Origin of the sequence: Blautia sp. MCC269, from assembly GCF_018785655.1 — a bacterium.
Classification (GTDB): domain Bacteria; phylum Bacillota; class Clostridia; order Lachnospirales; family Lachnospiraceae; genus Blautia_A.
In genome coordinates this window covers 1-2,624 of the sequence record NZ_WQQE01000055.1, presented here as the reverse complement: position 1 = coordinate 2,624, position 2,624 = coordinate 1, and the positions used below count along the sequence as shown (strand labels likewise).

The window sequence follows — 2,624 nt, the reverse complement described above, 5'->3', positions numbered from 1 at the left end:
AAATCGTTAAGGAAAGAATCGAAGGTGGTGCAAACGAAAAAGCAGTATGGAGACTTTTCATTAACTGCCCTTTCGTTTGCATCAATTTCGATTTTTTCTGGTTGAACAAAGCGCGTCAACTCTATATGGACTTTTAATTATGACACTCTATTTATAATAGGATAGCGTGTACACATAGAAACACATAGAATTTATAATTCAGTCCTGTATTATGACACCAGAAATAAGCCTCCCTAAGGAAGCTAAAAAAATATACAGTTATGATACGTTAACAGAGCATATGTGGTTTTGGTTTTATAAAATGTGGTTTTGTAGGCAGAGGAATAATCTTACCACCACAGGAAGAACACTTGCATATATCTTTATTATAAAGAAGACGGATAATGGCAGGTGCATCCATATCTTTCAGCTTGGAAATATATTTTTTGCAACCAAGGATGTTTCTGCATAGGGTAATCTTTTTCTTCTTATTTCTGGATGAAAGAAGACCATAGTGCCTGATACGTACAAAACGTTTTGGAGGAACATGCATTAAAAATCGACGGATAAATTCCTCGCCGGATATGGTGATCTCTTTCCAAAGCCCTTGGTTTTTGTAATCTTTAGCGGAAAAAGTAACTGTAGATTCTGTCATGTCTTTGATACGGTAGTTGCTGATAGCAATCCGGTGGGTGTATTTTCCAAGGTATCTGATGACAGATTCGGCACCGTCAAATGGTTTCTTGCAATAAAGAATCCATTCCTTTGTATAGCAGGTATTTAATAATTCCTTGAAAGTATAGTAGTTTTTGTAAGGTGCAGCCGATCCATGAAATTCAAGCCTGTCATTTTCCCAGAGCTGCTTAAGTTCAGCCATATATTTTCCACGAAATATTTTGGAGATCACCTTAATCGGAAGAAAAAACTCTTTCCCGTTGTCTTTCCAATGATTTTTCACATCCAGCCCTCCACCAAGAACAATCGCATGGATATGAGGATGAAAATTCATGGTGCTTCCCCATGTATGGAGGATACAAATATAGCCGATATCAGTCCCAAGATATTTACTATCAGCAGCAAGTTCACTGAGAGTATCTGAAGCCGCATGATAAAGAGCAGTGTATAAGAATTTCTGGTTGCTGTAGATAATGGGATTAAGTTCTTCTGGAACTGTAAAAACTACATGGAAATAAGGAGCATCTAAGATATCCTCACGCCGTGCATCTACCCATTTTTCTTTTGGAAACTCCTGACACATAGGACAGCATCTGTCACGGCAGGAGTTATAGTGGACTGACATGCAGCCGCAGTCCTCGCATACGCTTACATTCACACCAAAGGCACCGGTTTTGCAATTCATGATGTGATAAGCGGCCTTTCGCTGAGCGAGAGAAATACTATGTGTGGATTCAAAAGATGGATAAAAACGATGAAAAACATCCTGAATCGTACAATCCTTACTCATGATTTACCACCTTCTGGGTTGTCGAACGGGCTGCGGATTCCAAGAAGTGTCTTGTTGCTCACATGAAGGTAAACATCTGTAGAGCGAGGATCAACATGTCCCAGAAGTGACTGGATATATTTTATATCTGTGCCACTTTCGAATAGGTGGCTGGCAAAACTATGACGGCACGCATGAGAGGAAACATGACGGTTAATGCCGGCGAGTTTGGCACTTTTCTTAAAGAACTGGTTAACACTGGCTATATCAAGATATCCACCGGACCAGGAACTTGGGAAAAGGATATCTTTAGGGCGACCACATTTGTACCAATACTCTGTGAGAAGGTCTAAATTTTTTTGAGACAGAATTGTATACCTGTCAATTCTGCCTTTGGTTTCACGAACATGAATTGTCATGTTGGTACGTGAAATGTCATCATAATGAAGATGAACAACCTCTGATACACGTAATCCGGAAGAATACATAGTTGCAATAATCGCTTTATGCTTCAGATTCGGAGTGGCGTCAATGATTGCATTTATTTCATCGCGGGATAGAACAGCAGGAAGATTTCGCTCTCTTTTCATAGCCGGAACAGTGTCATCATCCCAGAGAATCTTCAGCACCTTTTTATATAAGAACTTGATTGCAGACCGATAGTGATTGTGAGTTTCAGGAGACCTTCCTTCCAGACGTTTGGCAGTAAGAAAACTTTCCGCATCTTCAAGTGTAAGATCAGAAACATTTTTTCCAATCCAACGAAGGAAGTAACTGACATCAGAGCAATACAGTTGAATAGTTCTTTCACGCAGGTTACGTTTTTCCGCTTCATTGCGGATGGATTCAAAAATATCTTTATACATAATAAAACCTCCAGAATAAGTAGTGTTAATAATTACATCTACCTATTCGGAGGTGCGTTAGCGTCATAATTCCGATTGCGGAAGAGACTGGAAAATGTTATTCTTATCATAGGCAGTGGAGCTTTCTTAGTTCAGTTGTTTCGTGTGGTAACTTAACAATAACGGATTATGGAAAGTAATTCCACTGCTTTTTTAATAAAAATAAAACTGCGCCACAGCCTTGGCAGGCCATCGCGCAGCGATTTTGTTCAATCGGGATTTGTAGTAAAGGAGGTTTACAATGGGGTTTTGGATTTTTATGTTGATTATGGATTTGCTTCTTCCATTTACGATGA

2 protein-coding genes are annotated in these 2,624 nt (G+C 39.3%); both read right to left on the bottom strand.

Translation table 11 applies throughout. The annotated features are described in order from the left end of the window. Positions 1-268 precede the first annotated feature (268 nt). Entirely contained in the window at positions 269-1,444 is a 1,176-nt protein-coding gene (locus GPK88_RS16065) for an IS91 family transposase (RefSeq protein WP_128868230.1), read from the bottom strand. Further along, complete coding sequence (locus GPK88_RS16060; RefSeq protein WP_055060816.1) at positions 1,441-2,289, bottom strand: tyrosine-type recombinase/integrase; 849 nt, start codon at positions 2,287-2,289, stop codon at positions 1,441-1,443. Before GPK88_RS16060 ends, GPK88_RS16065 begins: the two co-directional genes overlap by 4 nt. Between the last annotated feature and the right edge of the window lie 335 nt (positions 2,290-2,624).

What these genes read in the sequence shown, in the direction of transcription:
- GPK88_RS16065 (WP_128868230.1), bottom strand. Translation starts at nt 1,444, where the DNA reads ATGAGTAAGGATTGTACGATTCAGGATGTTTTTCATCGTTTTTATCCA.
- GPK88_RS16060 (WP_055060816.1), bottom strand. Translation starts at nt 2,289, where the DNA reads ATGTATAAAGATATTTTTGAATCCATCCGCAATGAAGCGGAAAAACGT.